A 17,857-nucleotide genomic window follows, 5' to 3' on the forward strand; every position below is an offset into this window, starting at 1 on the left:
AGCTGGTATAAACTCAACCCGCTAATTAAGAAAATTATTAGCACAAACAATAATTAATTTGTACAAACTAAATATAAGTTGGCAGGTTTTAGGATGGCTCAATCAAATGAAAGAACAAGGACGCGACTGTCGCCTGAGAGACGCAAAGAGCAGTTGTTAACTTGTGGTTTGGATGTGTTTGCAAAACGGGGAATTGGTCGTGCCGGTCACGCTGATATTGCTGATATGGCGAATGTCTCTGTGGCAACCGTCTTCAATTACTTCCCGACCCGTGAAGATCTGGTCGAGGAAATTTTGGCCCAAACAGAAAAGCATTTCATTGCGTTAATCAATGATTGCACCCGCGATAGTCAATCGATGCGTGCATCGCTTAACTGCATTACCTCGCAGATTATCGATACCGCATTGGAAGACAAAGCATGGATGAAAGTCTGGTTTGAATGGAGTACATCGATTCGCGAAGACATTTGGCCACGCTTTGTAAAAGGCAGCCGCGATGCCGTCGAGCAATTTGTGCACGTGTTTGAGCGAGGCATGGCGCAAGGTGAACTCACTCACCGTCACCAACCTCGCGAGCTGGCAAGCATGCTTGCAGGGATTTGCTATGTGTTGTTTTTACAAGCGCACCAGCAACCCGATAAAGCAGCATTAAGCGAAATGGCACAAAAGTACATCGATGTACTGTGCCAGCAAGGCGCTTAAATTGTGCGCTAATGACGAAAAGCCAACCTCGCGGTTGGCTTTTTTCGTTTAAGCATCAATAAAGCTGGGCCCATCGTTAAATAACACCGGCTCATGAGGGCGAATGGTTAGACTTACCGTATCCCCCACCGATAATGGTTCACGGGCATGCACCGACAATTTTTGACCGTGAATATCAATGGTGTACCGGCTGCTATCCCCCATAAATTGCTGCGACAATACCTGCCCCTCGCCTTGCGAGTCCGCACGGATACTCAAAAATTGTGGGCGAAGCAACCACCAATGTGGACCGGGATGACAATGCACTGGCCGTGGCCAAGGTCCCAGCGGCGTCTGCATTTGTTCTTGCGCCGACACAGTCACTGGTACATAAGAGCCTTGCCCTAAGAAATCAGCCACAAATCGGCTTTTCGGCTGGTAATACACCTCAGTCGTATCCCCGAATTGCTCGATAATCCCTTGATTCATCACCGCCAATTTGTCCGCAAAAGCAAAGGCTTCCTCCCGGCTATGCGTGACCAAAATCGCCGTCACTCCCTGTGATTTAAAGATCCGGCGGATCTCTTCAATCAAGTCATGGCGCACTTGGGTATCAATATTGGAAAACGGCTCGTCCAACAGCAGCAGATCAGGCTCATAAGCCAGCGCACGCGCAATCGCAACCCGTTGTTGTTGACCACCGGATAACTGGTGCGGATAGCGCTCCCCCAGTCCCTCAAGGCGCACGAGCTTGAGCATATCAGTCACTTTTTCATGACGCACAGACGCGGCCAGTGACGTAAGACCAAAGCCGATATTCTCGGCAACGGTCAAGTGCGGAAACAGCGCATAGTCTTGAAAAATCATACCAATATTGCGCTGCTCAGGTGGCACCGAATGCTGACCATCTTCCATGATGTTGCACCCAATCGACAGCATGCCCGYGCTAAGAGGGATTAACCCAGCCATGGCTTTCAACAAGGTAGTCTTGCCACAGCCGCTGGCGCCGAGCAAACACACAATCTCACCCGGCGCGACTTGCAAAGACAAATCTTTGAGCACTGGCGTGCCGTTGTAACTGCAGGTCAGGTTTTCTATCGACAGGGCGCACTTCATTGGTATTTCTGCTCCAGCGAACGGTTAATCAAAATAAGCGGTATCAGCCCCACCGCCACTAGCAAAATGGCAGGTAAGGCCGCATATTCGAGGTGCTCATCCGAGGTAAAGTTGTACACGTAGGTGGCAAGGGTTTCGAAGTTAAACGGACGCAGTAAAATCGCCGCATTCAACTCTTTCATCGACTCGATAAAGACCAGCAGCATCGCAATTAAAGTCCCCCGACGAATTAAGGGGAGGTGAACACGACGAATAACGCCGCTGGTCGTGCATCCCATAGTACGCGCCGCCATGTCGAGTGATGGCGGTATTTTTGCCATGCTGGACTCAATACTGCCGATCGCGACCGCACTGAAACGCACCACAAAGGCAGTGAGCAAGGCAAACATGGTGCCAGAAAGCACCAAACCGGGGCGTCCCCAGTCATACGCCTTGGCGATGTCATTGATCAGGTGATCGCCTCGAGTTAATACCAGCATCACCCCAATCGCTAATACCGTTCCTGGCACCGCATACCCCATAGAGGCGAGACGCATGGGCGCGACACTCAAACCATGACCGCATAAGCGGCGATACACATTGACGGTCCATGCAATGCCGACCGCAACCACAGCCGCAAGGCTGGAGGTATAAAAGCTGTTGTAGCTAAAGGTGAGAAAATCGTCGATGGCATTTTGCGCATAGTAGTGCCACGCATAAATGATCAGTTGAAGCAGCGGCAATATAAACGCCAGCGATAGCAAGCCCCAACACCAGACAACCACGCCCACTTTTTTCCAACCGGACAGGGGGGTCTTCTCTATCGCATCACTGCTTGATGACGGCGTAAATTGCGCTTGCTTACGTCGTCCATAGCGCTCGGCACTGATCAATACAAAAATGGCCACCAGCATAATGGCAGAAATTTTAGCTGCTGCCGTTAAGCTTGAGTAACCCAACCAAGTATCATATACCGCGGTGGTTAATGTACTCACGGCAAAATAGTTAACCGTACCAAAATCCCCCAGCGCTTCCATTGCCACCAGCGATGCCCCGACGGCAACGGCGGGACGGGCCAAAGGCAGGGAGATACGGCGAAAACTTTGCAGTGGCGAGCATCCCAATAGACGCGCAGAATGCGTCAAGGTGACACTTTGCTCCATAAACGCGGCGCGAGTCAGCAGGTAGATATACGGGTACAGCACCAATGCCAGCACAAAACACGCCCCCGGTAAGGTACGCATATCTGGAAACCAGTAATCATTGACACTTTGCCATTCAAACCAATGGCGCAGCAGGCGCTGTAACGGCCCCGCGTAATCAAACCAATCGGTGTAGATGTAACCGATGATATAACCCGGCATGGCTAATGGCAGTACCATCGCCCATTGCAAATGTCGGCTGCCCGGCACTTGATACATGGCAAGCATCCAAGCCGTCGGCACGCCTAATGCAATCGCAATGACCACGACCCCCACCACCAATAAACTGGTATTGAGCGTATACGTCGGCAAAACGGTCTCAAACAGATGGGAGAAAATATCATCTGTATCACCGATTGCGGTGTAGAAGATTGCCAAGATCGGCAAAACCAGCAGCAGGGCTAGGCCCCAACTGCTGGTTTTAATAACGGGTAATCTGTCTTGCATAGCCTACAACATTCAGGCGTCAGAGAAAGACAACCGGGGTGCCACGCACCCCGTGTAGAGGCTTACAGATCGAACTGGACTTCATCCAGTAGCTTCACTGATTTGCTGTAGTTATCAGCAATGGCCTCTAGCGGCATAGGATCGTGCTTATACTCGCCCCACGATGCCACTAGCTCAGACTTTTCTACGCCAGGTTTCACTGGCTCTTCAAAGTTCACTTCAGCATACATGTGCTGCGCTTTGTCTGACGTTAGGAATTCCATGAGTTTAAGAGCGTTTTCTTTATTCGGCGCATACTTCGCCATCGCCATGCCGCTCACATTCACTTGGGTGCCGTGCGCATTTTGGCCAGGATAGTTAATGTATACCGCTTCCGCCCACGCTTTTTGTTCTTCGTCGTTCAGCATCTTACCAAGGTAGTAGCTGTTCCCCAAAGAAACGTCACACAAGCCTTCTTTAATCGCTTTGACTTGTGCACGATCATTCCCTTGAGGTTTACGCGCCAAGTTCGCTTTCACCCCTTTCAGCCATTCTTTAGCGGTGGCTTCACCGTGATTTTCGATGATGGCAGACACCAAAGATACATTGTAAGGGTGTTTGCCTGAACGGGTGCAAATCTTGCCTTTCCACTCGGGTTTTGCCAAGTCGAGATAATCAAAATCATCACCCAGTTTACCGACACGCTCACGCGATGAGTAAACGGCGCGAGCACGAGTGGTTAACGCAACCCACTTATCTTCACTGTCACGGAACTGCTCAGGAACGTTTTGATCGATCACATCGCTTTGCACTGGCTGAACCACATCGTGATTAACCAAATCTTTAAGGCGAGAAATATCGACTGTTAGCAACACGTCAGCAGGGCTGTATTCGCCTTCCTGCTTAACCTTCTCCGCCATGCCTTTTTTAGCAAACTTCACGTTGACTTTGATGCCTGTCTCTTCAGTAAACGCATCGAACATAGGCTCAATCAAAAAAGGTTGACGATACGAGTAGACGTTCACTTCTTCAGCGGCAAAGGCGGCGCTCGTTCCTAATAAGCTAGCCGTAACAGCAGAGGCGATTAGCAGTTTTTTCATCGTAACAGTCCTTAAATTAGACGATAAATGATAACGTTTCTCAGTTTCGTTAGTATACAGCTAATGATTTTGGGCTCAATATTCTGCCACGCAAAAAAAAACGAAACCCAGCATCAAAAATGTAAGGTTTCGTTTCAGAGTTTAACGAAGTGTCGTACGAGTGACTATTTCACGCTAACGAATTCGGGATATGCATCAATACCGCAGTCATGCAAATCCATGCCTGACATTTCTTCTTCTTCGGTAACACGAATGCCCATGGTTTTCTTCAGTACCAACCACACCACAAAGCTCGCACCAAAGACCCAAGCGAAGATCACGGCTGCACCCAACAATTGTGCGCCAAAGCTTGCGTCTGCGTTGCTCAGCGGCACGACCATCAAGCCAAAGAAACCACACACACCGTGCACCGAAATCGCACCCACGGGATCGTCGATTTTAATTTTATCGAAGCCGACGATGCTAAACACCACAATGGCACCTGATACCGCACCGATAATAAGCGAAGCGACTGGCGTGGGCGATAAGGGATCAGCGGTAATGGCGACCAAACCGGCCAATGCACCGTTTAAGATCATGGTCAAATCGGCTTTACCCCATAGTGTTTTACACACCAGTAAGGCAGCAATCGCACCGGCTGCCGCCGCCGCATTGGTGTTCAAGAAAATTTGCCCTACCGCCGTGGCGTTTTCAAAGTCTGACACCATCAGCTGCGAACCGCCGTTAAAGCCGAACCAACCGAACCATAGGATAAAGGTGCCCAAAGTCGCTAGAGGTAGGTTCGAGCCAGGAATCGGATTCACTTGACCATTCTTGCCGTATTTACCTTTACGTGCCCCCAGCAAGATCACACCCGCTAATGCAGCTGACGCGCCCGCCATATGCACAATGCCTGAGCCGGCGAAATCGCTAAAGCCTGCTTCGGATAAGAAACCACCACCCCATGTCCAGTAGCCTTCTACCGGATAGATGACTGCGGTGAGTACCACAGAACACAGCAAGAACACCCATAACTTCATACGCTCTGCCACGGCCCCAGAAACCACCGACATGGCGGTAGCAACAAACACCACTTGGAAAAAGAAGTCCGACTCGAGAGAGTGATCCGCGTCGGCCGCTTGCGTTCCAATGAGTGAGCCAAACGAGGGCATAAAGCCACCCGCACTGTTATCGACATACATGATGTTGTAGCCCACCAACAGATACATGGTACAGGCGATCGCATACAAGCAAATATTTTTGGTGAGGATCTCGGTGGTGTTTTTCGAGCGAACTAGCCCTGCCTCTAACATGGCAAACCCAGCCGCCATCCACATCACCAACGCACCGGATAAAAGGAAAAAGAAGGTGTCTAGTGCGTAACGTAACTCAGTAACCGTATTGACCAATTCCATTGTGATTACTCCCTGTGATTAAATTGCTTCCAGATCCATTTCGCCAGTGCGGATCCGCACGGCTTGCTGGAGGTCAAAGACAAAAATCTTACCGTCGCCGATTTTGCCGGTTTGTGCCGCCTTGGAAATCGCTTCCACCACGGCATCAACACTATCGCTCTGGACGGCGATTTCGAGTTTTACCTTCGGCAAAAAATCGACTTGATATTCGGCACCGCGATACAGTTCGGTGTGCCCTTTTTGGCGGCCAAACCCTTTCACTTCTGACACTGTCATGCCGTCAATGCCGACGTCGGATAGTGCTTCACGGACGTCATCAAGCTTAAAAGGCTTGATAATGGCGCTAATCAGTTTCATATCCTTCTCCTGAGTCCTTATGTTTGCATCAGTCAATAAGTATCAAGAGACATGCCAACTATTAACTACATAAAAATCAGCACATTACAGAAATCAACTAGGGAAAGGCGCACATTTGCACTTTTTTAGTGCAAGCTATTCACCATCTCGACGCATAGATTCATCGCGAGGAGGACGATGCACCAAAGCGAGCCACGTGCAGATGTCTGATAGGAAGGAGGCGAGTGTCAGCGTCACTCGCCGGCAGGTTAGCGCGTACGGCGTCCGTAGCGAGCAATAAAATCACGATACGCTTCGAGCATGGCCAGAAAGTCTTCATAACCACAAGCGGCACTGCTTTCTTGATCGTAAAACTGTAGGTCTTGTGCGCTCAACGTATCCGTTGCCTCGTCAGAGGGCGTTTGCAACATCGCATTGGCCATCACCACCACTTCTTCAGGATTGGCCGTCAGCGTGAAGGTGTGTCCTCGCCATTGCTGCTCTTGGCGCAATTGGGTAAAGGTGGCTAACCACGCATCCACCTCACTCAGCTCGGTACCCAACTCATCAAGCAACCAACGCCCCATGGCCTCATGCCCCATTGAGAACACAATGCGATAGCTGTCATCAAAACTATTGCGGGAAAATTCGTAATCCACATCCACCTCCAAAATGAGAGGCTATTGTCCGAGTTTTTCTTTCAATTGCCAACTCGAGACTGTCATCAAACTGTCACCTTCGCCATACTTAAATACGATACCCAAACAACTTGGCGTTGTAGGTAGGCTGTGAGTGAATCCCCATGAGCATAGATAGATTATGTGATTGAGATGAACGAACGTAGCCAACACCGCTGCAGCTTCAAGTAGGAAGGGTATATCAGCCTCATCAACGTGGTCGCGTCTGGAAAGGAGTAGCCGATGCATATAGTGATAGCCCCTGATTCGTTCAAAGAAAGCCTTTCAGCTGGCGAGGCGGCGCAAGCCATCCATGACGGCATGGCGCGTATACTACCCAAGGCGCATTTTACTTTGCTCCCCATGGCCGATGGCGGCGAAGGGACAGCGCAAAGTTTTGCCCAGCAGTTAGACGGCGATTTTCACACTTGCCAAGTGACTGGTCCCGATTTTTCATCGATCACCGCCAGCTATGTTATCGTCCCTTCGCAGCGACTCGCGATCATCGACGTGGCCAGCGCCTCTGGCTTGCCCCTGCTCGCTCACCATCAACGCAACCCGCTACACACCACCAGTTTAGGGACTGGAGAGCTGATTCGTGCCGCCCTCGCACATGATGTCGATGAAATCATTATCGGCTTAGGCGGCAGCGCCACCACAGATGCCGGCGCAGGTATCTTGGTGGCCTTGGGGGCAAAGTTGCTTGATAGCCAGGATGCGCCCATTTCACCAACCGGTGATGGCTTAGGTAGGCTCGCACAACTTGATCTGAGCCAGCTCGATCCTCGACTTAAACGCGTCCAATTAACGGCTGCATGTGATGTGGATAATCCGCTATGTGGTCCGCAAGGTGCGGCAACCGTATTTGCGCCCCAAAAAGGCGCGTCACCGGAGCAGGTTCGTCAACTGGAGCAACACCTGCATCGTTTTGCCAGCCTCTGTCGCTATCAGCTCGGCAAATCGATTGCACAATTTGCGGGCGCCGGCGCGGCCGGTGGAATTGGTGCCACCTTGGGTGGCTTGCTGGACGCGCAATTGGTCCCCGGTGTGGCGCTCTTACTAGAACGCAGCCAAGCCACCCCTTATATAGCAAAAGCCAATTGGTTGGTGACAGGCGAAGGAAAAGTCGATGGTCAAACGCTGCATGGTAAGGTGCCCGCCGCCTTGGCACAGGTCGCGAAGCAGTTTGATGTTCCTGTGGTAGTACTAGCGGGCCGCGTTGGCGACGATTGCGAAGCCTTATACGAACGCGGAGTCACCACTATCTTGCCGATTCAATCAGGTCCCTGTGATTTACAACATGCTTTTGAACACACTGCGGAGAATCTGCGCCGCACTGCAGAGAATGTCGCCCGCCTGATTGTCGCGCAAAGTGAACAATAAGCCATTCAGACCGACAGCATCACCAGGATAAAAAAAACGCCCTCCGAAGAGGGCGTTGGATAAAGCCGGCTAGACCGCGGCTTTGATAATGACGTTATCCGCTTTTTGCGTGTATTCGTCCATACGGTGGAAGTTCAGATAGCGATAGGTATCTGCTGCAGTCGCATTAATGTGCCTCTTTAGTAGGAATACGTCCTAGGATCGCACCTACCGCCGAAAGCTCAGCTGAGGCAAGGTACACGTTGGCGCCGGTTCCCAAACGGTTCGGGAAGTTACGGGTCGAGGTCGACAATACGGTCGATTTCTCTGCCACACGTGCTTGGTTCCCCATACACAATGAACACCCTGGCGTTTCAATCCGCACCCCAGCACGGCCATAAATGCCGTAATAGCCTTCTGCTGTTAGCTGATCTCTATCCATCTTCGTCGGTGGTGCTACCCACATACGGGTCGATAAACTGCCACCGAATTTATCCAACAGTTTACCGGCTGCACGGAAGTGACCGATGTTAGTCATACAGCTACCGATAAAGACTTCATCGACGCTATCGCCAGCAACATCCGACAAGGTGCGGGCATCATCTGGGTCGTTCGGCGCACACAAAATAGGTTCTTTGATGTCTGCCAGATCGATTTCGAGCACATGCGCGTACTCGGCATCTTTATCGGCTTCCATCAGACTTGGATTAGCCAGCCATTGCTCCATTGCTTGGATACGACGCTCGATAGTACGACGGTCGCCATACCCTTCGGCGATCATCCACTTCAACATCACAATGTTCGACTCAAGGTACTCTGCCACTGAGTCTTGTGACAGCTTGACCGTACAGCCAGCCGCTGAACGCTCTGCGGATGCATCCGACAGCTCAAAGGCTTGCTCAACGGTCAGGTGCTCCACCCCTTCAATTTCCAAGACACGGCCTGAGAATTCGTTGATTTTGCCGGATTTCTCAACCGTCAGGAGACCTTGCTTAATACCAAAATATGGAATGGCATGCACCAAGTCACGTAAGGTGACCCCAGGCTGCATTTCGCCTTTAAAGCGCACCAGAACTGACTCTGGCATATCCAGTGGCATCACGCCGGTCGCGGCCGCAAAGGCGACCAGACCTGAACCGGCAGGGAACGAAATACCCAACGGGAAACGCGTGTGTGAATCACCGCCAGTCCCCACGGTATCGGGCAGTAGCATTCGGTTTAGCCATGAATGGATAACACCATCACCCGGACGCAATGACACACCGCCACGGTTCATAATGAAGTCCGGCAGTGTGTGGTGGGTTTCGACATCCACAGGCTTTGGATAAGCGGATGTGTGGCAGAATGACTGCATAGTGAGATCGGCGGTGAAGCCAAGACACGCTAAATCTTTTAACTCATCACGCGTCATCGGACCCGTGGTATCTTGTGAACCCACGGTGGTCATTTTTGGCTCGCAATAGGTACCAGGGCGGACACCCTCGACACCACAGGCTTTACCGACCATTTTCTGTGCCAACGTAAACCCTTTGGTAGAGTCCGCAACAGGACGCGGACGACGGAATACGTCCGAAGGCTCAAGGCCTAAACTCTCACGCGCTTTATCGGTTAGACCACGACCGATGATGAGAGGGATACGCCCTCCGGCACGCACTTCATCGTATAAGATATCGGTTTTCAGTTGGAAGGTAGACAGAACCTCATCGGTCGTGGTCTAACCGATAAAGCGCGTGAGAGTTTAGGCCTTGAGCCTTCGGACGTATTCCGTCGTCCGCGTCCTGTTGCGGACTCTACCAAAGGGTTTTCGTTGGCACAGAAAATGGTCGGTAAAGCCTGTGGTGTCGAGGGTGTCCGCCCTGGTACCTCACAGCACAGAGTTGGTCGCTGATTTACGTGACGAACCCGTACCGACCACATCACCCACGTAAACCAGTGGATGACCTTTTTCTTCCAGCGCTTTCATTTGCGAAATCGGACCAATCTCACCGGGCTTATCCGGCTGAATGCCCTCGCGCTCGTTCTTTAACATGGCCAGTGCGTGGAGAGGAATATCAGGGCGCGACCAAGCATCGGGGGCTGGCGATAAGTCATCGGTGTTGGTTTCACCCGATACTTTGAACACCGTCAGCGTCACTTTTTCAGGGATTTGCGGCTTGTTTAAGAACCACTCGGCGTTAGCCCAAGATTCCATCACTTGCTTGGCGTAGGTATTCCCTGCTTTCATTTTATCTTCAACGTCATAAAACGCGTCGAACATCAGCAGAGTATGAGACAAGGCCTTTGCCGCAATCGGTGCCAACGTGGCATCATCAAGCAGTGCAATCAGCGGTTCGATGTTATAACCGCCTTGCATGGTCCCTAACAGCTCAGTCGCGCGTTCACGACTAATGAGCGGAGAGCTTGCTTCTCCCTTCGCAAGCGCGGCAAGAAAGCCAGCTTTTACATAAGCCGCTTCATCCACGCCGGGCGGAATTCGATTTTCAAGTAGGTAGACCAGTGTTTCTTCTTCGCCAGCGGGCGGGTTTTTCAACAGTTCTATCAGACTGGCGGTTTGCTCAGCGTTCAGCGGTTTAGGCACAATGCCCTGAGCGGCACGTTCTTCGACGTGTTTACGGTAGGCTTCAAGCACGACTATTTCCTCTTTTCTCGGTCAGATCGTGTGATCCAACATCCTTGGAAAGTGTTAGTACTCGTATCACGCTTATCCGGCGAAGTTTATTAAAATTTTCCAGCAAGGCGAGGGTTCGAGCACGTAACCGCTGCGTGAGGATAGCATTTTTAACTTAAAATTAAAATCTACCCCTTTTATGAAACATACGACTTAGGTCTTAGTGACGCAGCGCGCTAATCCCTATTCTTCTCACACTACTCACAGCATGTGTCGCGGTTGTGACTGATTCTACACCGCTTTTTTCCACGACGCAGTAATCAGTCTGTTATCAAGTTCACAGCTTCACATCCGCGGTAGAGAGGTATTATTCCCCTTTGCTGTTGAAACTGCGCACTAGGTGTTATTTTTATCAATAAAACCGACGTGTTCCGTTAAGTTTGTGGGGTTCTCGCCGATACGTCGTTAACCATTCACACACTTCTGCTAACTTAGACATTAGTACCATAAAAATATCTCAGTCTTTGTCACCCTATTGCGTGGCAGACTCTGTATTCATTGACTTGTAGAGAGAAGGGCATGAAGCTAAACCAACTCACTATTAAACAAAAACTCATCTTGGCTTTTGTGTCAGCCGTTATCGCCTCCACAGCGATTATCAGCTACATGAGCTTAAGCCAAGCTCGAGATATTATGGAAAAGCGGCTGTTGGAGAACGAGCTGCCAACCACCCTCACCCAATTTCGCGATACGATTGATAGTGAAGTCAACCAGCTACAATCCGCCGCACGCCAGTTAGCCTCAAACCCTGTGATGCTCGATATGATTAGTAGCGACATGAGTGCCAGTGAAGAAGCGCGTGTCATCGAGCAACTCAATATTTTACGAGCACAATATGGCCTGAATGACGCCAGTATTGCGAACCGTAAGACGGGGCAGTACTGGAATCAGAATGGCTTCTTGCGGGTCCTGACCCGCGATAAAGACGGGTGGTTCTATAACTTCCTAGACAGTGGCAATGCCACCATGGCGCAAGTGTTCCAAGAGGATAACGGGGATCTCAAACTGTTCGTGAACTTCCAGCAACTTAATGGGACAGGCCTCGCTGGGTTTTCACGCTCACTGGATGACATGACGCAATTTCTGAATCAATTCAAGATTGAGCAATCCGGCTTTGTTTTTCTCGTCAATGCGCAGGGCGAAGTGCAGCTCCATCGCGACACCGGCCTAATGGGAGAGAAGAACCTCACCGACTTGTATGGTGCCCAAGCACGTAGCCTTCTCAATAAGGGTGACTTCAATTTACTCGACACCCAAGTCAATGGTGATGAACTTTTACTCGCCTCTAGCTATGTGCCTTCCATGGATTGGTTTGTGATCGCAGACGTCCCAGCAGACGAAGTCTATGCCCCGCTGAATCAAACGCGCAACCAAATTTTAATGGTCTCTGTCGTCGTCGGGCTCTTGTTCGTTGTCGTCGCCATCTGGCTTGCCGCAACCATTACCAAGCCTATCCAATATGTCGCCAATGTATTCCGTGAAATAGGTGAAGGCGAAGGCGATCTGCGCCAACGTGTGGACATCAACAGCCAAGATGAAATTGGCCAACTCGCATCTGGTTTCAATAGCTTTGTGGAAAAAATCCACCGCTTAGTCTCAGATGTAGCCGCCACGGGTGGTGAGCTAAGAAGCGCCGCCGAACAGGTCTCAGCACAAGCCAGCGCCACGCAATCGCAAAGTGAACATCAGCGAGATCGTACCGTTCAGGTAGTCACCGCGATCAACGAGATGGGCGCTACCGTCAATGAGATTGCTGGGAATGCGGCCAATGCTGCCAGCGCTGCGAATCAAGCCTCTGATGGTGCAGCCAGTGGCCAACAAGTCGTCACCCAAGCGCGAGATACCATTGCACGCCTAGCCGATGACATGGAGAACATGTCCAAGGTCGTCAGTGCACTAGCAGAGAATACTGACTCGATTGGCGGCATTTTGGATGTGATCCGCGGTATCTCCGAGCAAACGAATTTACTGGCACTCAATGCGGCGATTGAAGCGGCACGAGCGGGCGAACAAGGACGCGGATTTGCGGTTGTTGCCGACGAGGTGCGCAGCTTGGCAAGTCGTACCTCTGATTCCACCGACGAAATCCAGACCATGATTGACCGTCTTCAGCAAGAAGCGAGCAATGCCGTGCAAGCCATGGAGCAAAGCCGAGCGATGACGGCCGAAGGGGTCAATGCTTCCGACGAGGCGTCACAAGCACTCAATTTGATCAACGAGCAAATTGTCCAGATCTCGGATATGAACACCCAAGTGGCAACGGCTACCGAGGAGCAGTCCACCGTGGTGAATGACATTAATCAAAATATTGAAGAGATTAATCACAGCTCGCAGCAAACCGCTGATACCGCCAACACCATGGCAGAAGCCAGTGAGTCACTACGTGATCTTTCTAAACGTCTTGATACCTTGGTTGGGAGCTTTAAGCTTTAAGCTTTAAGCTTTAAGATTTAAACGCTATCTTCTGACGTACGAAGCGGGCTTTGGCCCGCTTTTTTATTGTGCTGAACGAGGCCGCGCACTAGCAACGTCTTTTCCATCTTGCCATAGCTGACGCCATAAGGGTTTAACGCCCTCCTCAACCCCTAAAATAACGCACAAAAAGCCAACTCCCCCCACTAATAATAACGGTGCCAATGTCAAACTCAGCAAACCTGAGTAAAGAAACAAAAATGGCACAAAGCATACATAGCCAAACACGGTTTTTGCCATTTCCAATAATGTGTTCATTACCTCTCCTTACCTAAAGCCAAAATTGAGCGCGCTCATTAACAATAAATTGAGCGCGCTCAATTTACAATATTTTTTAGGCTAAAAAAAGGACAAACAGTCTTAAGATCGAGGAAAGGATCATGGCGAGCACCACACCAAGCCAGTATCATGAAACAAAAAAGGAGTGAATGTGGATACACCCAAAAAACAGGCGACACGCCAGAAGATCCTCGACAGTGCATGGGCATTATTTGTGGAACAAGGGTTTGCGGATACCACTACACGTCAAATTGCACATAAGGCGGAGGTCGCGACAGGAACTGTCTTCTCACACTTTCCGTTGAAAATTGACTTGCTAAAAGTTGGGCTGATGACACGTATTGATACCGTGCTCGAAAACGCTGCTAAATTGGATCACTCAGACACGCCAACGCAACGACTTCTCCATTATGCCGATCACCTCTATGCGTTTTATCTCGCGCATCCAGACTTCAGCCGAGAGCTCTTTCGCGCACTCTTGTGGCAGCAAAAAGCCTTGGCGCATCACATCGCGCCTTTTCAAGCTCACCTTTCTGTTGAGCATAGTCCAAATCATCAGGCGAAAACTGCGTTAATGATGGATGCCTATTTCATGACCTTGTTTCAAGGCTTAAGTGAGCCTATCTCCACCAAAGAGGCCATGCTTAGCCGCCTAGCTGATAAGCTTGCGACCATCGCGTAACCGTATCGCAGCTGTTGTAAATGACAGATATAAAAAAGCCCCGCATGGCGGGGCTTAATCAGAAAACGATAAACGCGCGGTTTATTTCTTTTTCTTTGCTTTTGGATTTGGCAGGTCAGTGATTGAGCCTTCAAACACTTCTGCGGCAAGACCAACAGACTCATGCAAGGTTGGGTGAGCGTGTACTGTCAATGCGACATCTTCGGCATCACAACCCATCTCGATAGCAAGGCCAATCTCGCCTAACAGTTCACCACCGTTAGTACCAACAACCGCACCACCGATCACGCGATGAGTGTCTTTATCGAAGATCATCTTAGTCATACCGTCGGCACAATCAGACGCGATCGCACGACCAGACGCTGCCCAAGGGAAGGTAGCCACTTCGTAGTTAATGCCCTCTTCCTTACACTCTTTCTCGGTCTTACCGACCCATGCCACTTCTGGCTCAGTGTAAGCGATTGATGGGATCACTTTAGGATCGAAGTAGTGCTTCTTACCAGCAATGACTTCTGCGGCAACGTGACCTTCATGCACACCTTTATGCGCAAGCATTGGCTGACCAACGATATCGCCAATCGCATAGATATGTGGCACGTTAGTACGCATTTGCTTATCAACACGGATAAAGCCACGGTCATCAACTTCAACGCCCGCTTGGCCTGCGTCAAGTAGCTTACCGTTTGGTGTACGGCCGATAGCAACGAGAACGGCATCATAGCGTACAGGCTCTGCTGGCGCTTTTTTGCCTTCCATGGTGACGTAGATGCCGTCTTCTTTGGCTTCTACCGCGGTCACCTTGGTTTCTAGCATCAGGTTAAATTTCTTGCTGATACGCTTGGTGAAGACCTTCACCACGTCTTTATCCGCAGCAGGGATCACTTGATCGAACATTTCAACAACGTCGATTTGTGAACCTAGCGAGTGATAAACCGTACCCATCTCTAGACCGATGATACCACCGCCCATTACCAGCAGTTTCTCTGGTACTTCTTTGAGCTCAAGCGCGTCCGTTGAGTCCCAGATACGTGGGTCTTCATGCGGGATAAATGGCAGTTCGATTGGACGAGAGCCCGCAGCAATAATGGCATTATCAAAATTGATAGTGGTGCTTTCATCACCTTCAACCACTAGGGTGTTCGCGCCAGTGAAACGGCCTTTACCGTTAACAACAGTCACTTTACGCTGCTTGGCCATGCCACCCAGACCACCGGTCAGTTGACCGATAACCTTATCTTTCCAAGTGCGAATTTTATCGATATCGGTTTGTGGCTCGCCGAAAACCACACCGTGATCCGCCATTGCTTTGGCTTCTTCGATCACTTTGGCAACGTGAAGTAGGGCTTTAGAAGGGATACAACCAACGTTTAGACATACACCACCTAGGGTGTTGTAACGTTCAACCAATACTGTTTCCAAACCTAGGTCGGCACAGCGGAAGGCGGCGGAGTATCCAGCAGGACCAGCGCCAAGGACGACGACTTGCGCTTTGATTTCTTTACTCATTCTGACCTCGTTGTAGTCTTATTCCCTGACAGGCTAAGAGCGGTAATTTTTTATTGTTGTGGGAGTTTGGAAGCCACAGTTTACAGCCATGTTAATGGGCTGAAAAATAAAAACCCATAGCCTGTGAGCTGCACAACAATTCCCAACCGGCCCATAACGGGCCGGAGGGTGTTGTCGGTGACGCGATTACAGTACCAAACGGCGGATGTCTGATAACAAGCCGTTGAGGTAAGTAATAAAGCGCGCGCCTTCGGCACCGTCAATCACACGGTGATCGTAAGACAGAGACAATGGCAGCATTAGGCGAGGTTCAAAGTCCTTACCGTTCCATACTGGTTTCATTTCTGACTTAGACACACCCAAGATAGACACTTCTGGTGCATTGACGATTGGCGTAAATGCCGTACCGCCTAGGCCACCTAGGCTCGAGATGGTAAAGCAACCACCCTGCATATCAGAGGCAGTGAGTTTGCCTGCACGAGCTTTCTTAGAAACCGCCATCAGCTCTTCAGATAACTCGTAGATGCCTTTTTTGTTCACGTCTTTGAACACAGGCACAACCAGACCGTTTGGCGTGTCAACCGCGATACCGATGTTGACATACTTCTTCAGGATCAGGCTTTCACCGTCTTCAGATAGCGACGAGTTGAAAGAAGGGAAAGCTTCTAGCGCTTTCGCAGCCGCTTTCATGATGAACACCAATGGAGTGATCTTCATGCCAGACTCTTTCTTCTTCTCGATCGCATTTTGTTCTTTACGGAACGCTTCCACTTCAGTGATATCAGCGTTGTCCCACTGCGTCACGTGCGGGATCATCACCCAGTTACGTGCTAGGTTCGCACCAGAGATTTTCTTAATGCGAGACAGTGGTTTGACTTCAGTTTCACCGAATTTGCTGAAGTCCACTTTTGGCCAAGGGAGCAGACCCAGTGCGCTACCGTCGCCTGAACCCGATGCTGCACCCGATTCAAGGCGTTTCAGCGCTTCTTTCACAAAGCTCTGAACGTCTTCTTTCAGTACGCGTCCTTTACGGCCGCTACCTTTTACCTTCGCAAGGTTCACGCCAAATTCACGGGCCAGACGACGAACAACAGGAGACGCATGCGCGTATTCTTTGTTCTCTACAAACTCGTCTTTGCCAGCGTCAGCTTTAGCCGCTGGGGCGTCAGCTTTGGCTGCAGGCGCGGGTGCCGCCTTTTCAGCAGCAGGTGCCGCTGCAGGTGCAGGCGCTGCTGGTGCGCTACCGGCAACTTCGAAGACCATGATCAACGAGCCCGTCGAGACTTTATCGCCCGCGGCCACTTTGATTTCTTTCACTGTACCCGCAAACGGTGCAGGGACTTCCATTGACGCTTTGTCGCCTTCAACGGTGATCAGTGACTGTGCTGCTGCAGGCGCTGCTGGTGCCTCGGCAGCTGCAGGCGCTTGCGCTGGCGCGCTACCACCCACTTCGAACATCATGATCAGTGAGCCAGTTGACACCTTGTCACCCGCCGCGATCTTGATTTCTTTAACGGTACCCGCAAACGGTGCAGGCACTTCCATTGAGGCTTTATCGCCTTCAACAGTGATCAGTGACTGCTCTTCTTCAATGGTATCGCCAACCGCAACCATGATCTCGGTAACTTCRACTTCRTCRCCACCGATATCAGGMACGTGTACTTCTTTGATTTCTGACGCAGCCGCTGGTGCAGCAGGAGCGGCTGGCGCCGCCTCTTGAGCTGGTGCGCTTTGCGCTGGCGCATCGGCTTCGAAGATCATAATCAAAGAGCCAGTGGTAACTTTGTCACCCTCAGCAATTTTGATTTCCTTGACCACGCCCGCTTGTGATGCAGGCACTTCCATGGATGCTTTATCACCTTCAACGGTGATTAACGACTGTTCTTCTTCGACCTTGTCGCCAACGCTAACAAGGATCTCAGTCACTTCTACTTCATCAGCACCGATGTCAGGTACATTAATCTCGATTGACATTAT

At 50.6% G+C, this 17,857-nt stretch carries 14 protein-coding genes and 2 pseudogenes; 5 read left to right on the forward strand and 11 right to left on the reverse strand.

The features are described from left to right. Positions 1-93: 93 nt before the first annotated feature. Positions 94-702, forward strand: a complete 609-nt coding sequence (locus tag BZJ17_RS01650; RefSeq protein ID WP_069586424.1) for a TetR/AcrR family transcriptional regulator — start codon at positions 94-96, stop codon at positions 700-702. 48 nt (positions 703-750) lie between these two features. Here BZJ17_RS01650 and BZJ17_RS01655 read toward each other — a convergent pair whose 3' ends face one another. The 6 genes from BZJ17_RS01655 to BZJ17_RS01680 all read right to left on the reverse strand — a co-directional run bounded on the left by BZJ17_RS01655 (position 751) and on the right by BZJ17_RS01680 (position 6,893). Beyond that, entirely contained in the window at positions 751-1,797 is a 1,047-nt protein-coding gene (locus tag BZJ17_RS01655; protein ID WP_077639561.1) for an ABC transporter ATP-binding protein, read from the reverse strand. Further along, the gene (locus BZJ17_RS01660) at positions 1,794-3,425 is read right to left on the reverse strand and encodes an iron ABC transporter permease (protein WP_077639562.1); all 1,632 of its coding nucleotides are present in this window, start codon (positions 3,423-3,425) and stop codon (positions 1,794-1,796) included. The genes BZJ17_RS01655 and BZJ17_RS01660 overlap by 4 nt, the downstream gene beginning before the upstream one ends. Positions 3,426-3,487: 62 nt before the next feature. Further along, the gene (locus BZJ17_RS01665) at positions 3,488-4,504 is read right to left on the reverse strand and encodes a Fe(3+) ABC transporter substrate-binding protein (protein WP_069586421.1); all 1,017 of its coding nucleotides are present in this window, start codon (positions 4,502-4,504) and stop codon (positions 3,488-3,490) included. Between the two features lie 164 nt (positions 4,505-4,668). Continuing rightward, the gene (locus tag BZJ17_RS01670; protein WP_077639563.1) at positions 4,669-5,898 is read right to left on the reverse strand and encodes an ammonium transporter; all 1,230 of its coding nucleotides are present in this window, start codon (positions 5,896-5,898) and stop codon (positions 4,669-4,671) included. Between the two features lie 18 nt (positions 5,899-5,916). Beyond that, on the reverse strand, positions 5,917-6,255 hold the full coding sequence (gene glnK / locus BZJ17_RS01675; protein ID WP_069586419.1) for a P-II family nitrogen regulator: 339 nt from the start codon (positions 6,253-6,255) through the stop codon (positions 5,917-5,919). Positions 6,256-6,503: 248 nt separating this feature from the next. Further along, on the reverse strand, positions 6,504-6,893 hold the full coding sequence (locus tag BZJ17_RS01680; RefSeq protein WP_069586418.1) for a YacL family protein: 390 nt from the start codon (positions 6,891-6,893) through the stop codon (positions 6,504-6,506). Positions 6,894-7,154: 261 nt separating this feature from the next. On the opposite strand from BZJ17_RS01680, the gene BZJ17_RS01690 reads away from it, so the two are divergent. After that, complete coding sequence (locus BZJ17_RS01690) at positions 7,155-8,294, forward strand: glycerate kinase (RefSeq protein ID WP_077639565.1); 1,140 nt, start codon at positions 7,155-7,157, stop codon at positions 8,292-8,294. Positions 8,295-8,363: 69 nt separating this feature from the next. Here the strand turns inward: BZJ17_RS01690 and BZJ17_RS01695 are convergent. Further along, positions 8,364-9,975: pseudogene (locus BZJ17_RS01695) on the reverse strand (bifunctional aconitate hydratase 2/2-methylisocitrate dehydratase); the annotation flags it as partial. On the opposite strand from BZJ17_RS01695, the gene BZJ17_RS01700 reads away from it, so the two are divergent. Then, positions 9,955-10,161 (forward strand): hypothetical protein, encoded by a 207-nt coding sequence (locus BZJ17_RS01700; protein ID WP_347230973.1) that lies wholly within the window; start codon positions 9,955-9,957, stop codon positions 10,159-10,161. The pseudogene BZJ17_RS01695 and the gene BZJ17_RS01700 sit on opposite strands and share 21 nt — an antisense overlap. On the opposite strand, the pseudogene BZJ17_RS01705 reads toward BZJ17_RS01700, so the two are convergent. Beyond that, positions 10,141-10,902, reverse strand: a pseudogene (locus tag BZJ17_RS01705) (aconitate hydratase B); the annotation flags it as partial. The gene BZJ17_RS01700 and the pseudogene BZJ17_RS01705 overlap by 21 nt on opposite strands. A gap of 558 nt (positions 10,903-11,460) precedes the next feature. On the opposite strand from BZJ17_RS01705, the gene BZJ17_RS01710 reads away from it, so the two are divergent. Further along, a complete protein-coding gene (locus tag BZJ17_RS01710; RefSeq protein WP_077639566.1) occupies positions 11,461-13,374 on the forward strand; it encodes a methyl-accepting chemotaxis protein in 1,914 nt (637 codons plus the stop codon). A 63-nt stretch (positions 13,375-13,437) separates the two neighbouring features. On the opposite strand, the gene BZJ17_RS01715 is transcribed toward BZJ17_RS01710, so the two are convergent. After that, the gene (locus tag BZJ17_RS01715; protein WP_077639567.1) at positions 13,438-13,671 is read right to left on the reverse strand and encodes a hypothetical protein; all 234 of its coding nucleotides are present in this window, start codon (positions 13,669-13,671) and stop codon (positions 13,438-13,440) included. Positions 13,672-13,843: 172 nt separating this feature from the next. Here BZJ17_RS01715 and BZJ17_RS01720 point away from each other — a divergent pair, with 172 nt between their 5' ends. Beyond that, entirely contained in the window at positions 13,844-14,374 is a 531-nt protein-coding gene (locus tag BZJ17_RS01720) for a TetR/AcrR family transcriptional regulator (protein ID WP_157893148.1), read from the forward strand. A gap of 81 nt (positions 14,375-14,455) precedes the next feature. Here BZJ17_RS01720 and lpdA read toward each other — a convergent pair whose 3' ends face one another. Continuing rightward, complete coding sequence (gene lpdA / locus BZJ17_RS01725) at positions 14,456-15,880, reverse strand: dihydrolipoyl dehydrogenase (RefSeq protein WP_077639569.1); 1,425 nt, start codon at positions 15,878-15,880, stop codon at positions 14,456-14,458. A gap of 186 nt (positions 15,881-16,066) precedes the next feature. After that, positions 16,067-17,854, reverse strand: coding sequence for a dihydrolipoyllysine-residue acetyltransferase (aceF, locus tag BZJ17_RS01730; protein WP_077639570.1), 1,788 nt, complete (start codon positions 17,852-17,854; stop codon positions 16,067-16,069). Positions 17,855-17,857: the final 3 nt, after the last annotated feature.

Source organism: Salinivibrio sp. IB574, assembly GCF_001996205.1.
GTDB lineage: Bacteria > Pseudomonadota > Gammaproteobacteria > Enterobacterales > Vibrionaceae > Salinivibrio > Salinivibrio proteolyticus.

Bases quoted from the DNA above. Each gene is read 5' to 3' on its own strand.
- BZJ17_RS01715 (WP_077639567.1), bottom strand. From the start codon at position 13,671: ATGAACACATTATTGGAAATGGCAAAAACCGTGTTTGGCTATGTATGC.
- lpdA (WP_077639569.1), bottom strand. From the start codon at position 15,880: ATGAGTAAAGAAATCAAAGCGCAAGTCGTCGTCCTTGGCGCTGGTCCT.
- BZJ17_RS01670 (WP_077639563.1), bottom strand. From the start codon at position 5,898: ATGGAATTGGTCAATACGGTTACTGAGTTACGTTACGCACTAGACACC.
- BZJ17_RS01665 (WP_069586421.1), bottom strand. From the start codon at position 4,504: ATGAAAAAACTGCTAATCGCCTCTGCTGTTACGGCTAGCTTATTAGGA.
- BZJ17_RS01690 (WP_077639565.1), top strand. From the start codon at position 7,155: ATGCATATAGTGATAGCCCCTGATTCGTTCAAAGAAAGCCTTTCAGCT.
- BZJ17_RS01650 (WP_069586424.1), top strand. From the start codon at position 94: ATGGCTCAATCAAATGAAAGAACAAGGACGCGACTGTCGCCTGAGAGA.
- BZJ17_RS01710 (WP_077639566.1), top strand. From the start codon at position 11,461: ATGAAGCTAAACCAACTCACTATTAAACAAAAACTCATCTTGGCTTTT.
- BZJ17_RS01660 (WP_077639562.1), bottom strand. From the start codon at position 3,425: ATGCAAGACAGATTACCCGTTATTAAAACCAGCAGTTGGGGCCTAGCC.
- glnK (WP_069586419.1), bottom strand. From the start codon at position 6,255: ATGAAACTGATTAGCGCCATTATCAAGCCTTTTAAGCTTGATGACGTC.